General features: G+C 55.6%; 3 protein-coding genes. All 3 read left to right on the top strand.

All coding sequences use genetic code 11. The annotated features are described in order from the left end of the window. Positions 1–610, top strand: a 610-nt coding sequence (locus tag ACE4YL_RS12780; RefSeq protein WP_461369687.1) for a DHHW family protein, incomplete at its 5' end; no start/stop codon positions are given. A 118-nt stretch (positions 611–728) separates the two neighbouring features. Next, positions 729–1,409, top strand: a complete 681-nt coding sequence (locus tag ACE4YL_RS12775) for a response regulator transcription factor (RefSeq protein WP_461369686.1) — start codon at positions 729–731, stop codon at positions 1,407–1,409. After that, entirely contained in the window at positions 1,402–2,655 is a 1,254-nt protein-coding gene (locus ACE4YL_RS12770) for a sensor histidine kinase (protein WP_461369685.1), read from the top strand. Before ACE4YL_RS12775 ends, ACE4YL_RS12770 begins: the two co-directional genes overlap by 8 nt. Positions 2,656–2,729 lie beyond the last annotated feature (74 nt).

Here is a 2,729-nt window from a genome sequence, read left to right as displayed (position 1 = left end):
CCGGGAGATCCGGCATATGGACTATATTGATCTGTTCAGCTGCCTGTCAATTGGCGACTACTACCGGACAGACCATCACTGGAGCCAGGACAGGATCGTCCGGGTGGCAGATAAACTGTTATCCCGGATGGGGGCCCAGGTTACGGCCTCCGGGATGGTCTATGTAAAACGGGAAATTTATCCTTTTTACGGCTCCTATCACGGCCAGCTTGGCCTTCCCGTACCGCCCGACACCATGGCCTATCTAACCAACGAGATCATAGAAAATGCTGTTGTTTACGACCATGAACGGGGGACCTATGGCCCGGTATACGCCACGGAAATGTTTTACGGAAAAGATCCCTATGATATCTTCCTGGCGGGAGCCAGGCCGCTGCTGACAATCGAGAACCCGGCCTGCGCAGGCAGAAAGGAGTTAATCCTCTTCCGCGATTCCTTCGGCAGCAGCATCGCCCCGCTCCTGCTGCCGGGCTACTCCAGGATCATCCTTGCAGACCTGCGCTATATCTCCACCGCCAAGCTGGCCGAGCATATTGACTTAACGAAAAAACGGGATGTACTCTTCCTCTACAGCGCCCCGGTCATCAACACCAGCTGGATGCTCAAGTGACTTTTTTTAATCGCAATACCAGAATACCAGTCATGAACTTGCCGCGGTTGGCGGCAGGGTAGAATTGCTGTAAAATGAAACTGATCCTGCATACTACTTGAGATGGGAGACCAAGCCGGTGGAGGGGATTTTGATCGTTGAAGATGACCAGACCATCGCCATGGGCATTGAGTATGCCCTGGCCCGCGAAGGCTTCTCGACCCATCTTTGCTACGACTTCAAAAGCGCCAGGGAGGCTATCCTGGAGCGCGATTTCCTGCTAATTCTCCTCGATGTAAACCTTCCCGACGGAAACGGCTTTGAATTATGTAAACTGATCAGGTCGAAGGGAGACACTCCCGTGATCTTTCTTACCGTCTGCGATGACGAGGTCAATACGATCATGGGTCTGGACCTGGGCGCGGACGACTATATCGCCAAGCCCTTCCGGGTAAGAGAGCTCATTTCCCGGATCAACAGCGTTCTGCGCCGGTATAACCGTCAGCCCGGCCCGGAAAAGGAAATCATCGTCGGAGATATCAGGATCAACACGGCCGAAGCCAGGGTCTACAAGAACAACACTCTCATCCCGCTGACCGCGCTGGAATACAAGCTGCTGCTGACCCTGGCCCGCCACCGGGGGCAGGTGCTGACGAGAAGCCGCATCCTGGGCGAGATCTGGGACCTTTCCGGCGATTTCGTGAGCGACAATACCCTCACCGTCTATATCAAGCGGCTCCGCGAAAAGGTCGAGGATGATCCGCGGGAGCCCAAGATAATCCATACCGTGCGCGGCCTGGGATACAGGGCAGGTGAATAAGATCACTCTTTCCAAGAATCCAGAAGTAAACAGATTGCGGGCATGGTTTGCCCTTCTGCTGGCCGGGCTGCTCGCCGCCGCCCTTCTGCTCGGCCTGGCCGGGCGGTATTATTTAAAGAAGACCATTGTTGACAGCCAGGCAGCGCTCATCGGCGCCCTGGCTGAAAAATATCCCGCAGCGGAGCAGGACCTGGCCCGGCAAATCATGGATCCCGGTAAAGAGGCCGTCTCCAGGGGCAGGGAGATTCTATCAAAGTACGGCCTTGACAGCAGCAGCCCGCGGCTGGAGACCCCGTTGCTGCAAAGCTATTTTCTCCGCAGCGTGCTCAGCTATATCCTGCTCGCCCTTCTCGCGGGAGGCGTCTTCTACCTGGCCACTTACCTCTTCTTAAAAAAGCAGTACGGGCAGATCAGGGAGCTGACCCGTTACGCCGCAAGGATAAGCGCGGGGGACTACTCTCTCGATATCAGGGATAACCGCGAAGGCGATCTCAGCATTCTGAAAAACGAGATTTACAAAATAACCACGCGGCTCAAAGAGCAGGCCGCAGCGCTGCAGCGGGAGAAGGCTCTCCTGGCCGATGCCCTGGCCGATATCTCGCACCAGCTGAAAACTCCCCTGACCTCCCTTTCTGTTTTAAATGAACTCCTCTCCGAGAATCCTTCCGAAGAAAAAAGGATCCTCTTCCTGGAGCGGATGAGGGCACAGCTGAAGCGAATCGAATGGCTGGTGAGCTCGCTGCTCAAGCTGTCCCGGCTGGACGCGGGGGCAGTGAACATGAAAAGAGAAAGGGTTCCGGTAAGCGCCCTCGTGGAGAAGGCGCTGGCTACGCTGGCCATCCCGCTGGAGATTAAAATGCTGCAGGTGACCGTGGAAGGCGATAAAGGAGCCGGCTTTACCGGTGATTTTGAGTGGAGCTGTGAAGCGCTGATCAATATAATTAAGAACTGCATCGAGCACACCCCGGAAGGTGGACGCCTGCAGATCTCCTTTGCCCAAAATCCGCTCTACACCATGATTACGGTTGCAGACAGCGGCACGGGGATTGCGCCGGAGGATCTCCCCCATATTTTCAACCGCTTCTACAAGGGCAAAAATGCCGCCGCCGACCAGGTCGGCATCGGCCTGGCCATGGCCCGGGCCATCGTGGAGAAGCATGGCGGCGACATCAGCGTCAAGAGCGAACCGGGCCGCGGCTCAGAATTTACGATAAAGTTTTATACTGGAAGAACCGGTGACAACTAAAAGAATCCTTAACAAGCACCGCACCAAATGTGCTAAAAACCCGGCTATAGTTGTAGGGGCCGGTCATGACCGGC

The organism is Candidatus Darwinibacter acetoxidans (genome assembly GCF_041936445.1).
Classification (GTDB): Bacteria; Bacillota; Limnochordia; order Darwinibacteriales; family Darwinibacteriaceae; genus DTU010.
The sequence above is the reverse complement of the archived record's forward strand: the minus strand, read 5'-3'. Positions and strand labels throughout refer to the sequence as shown.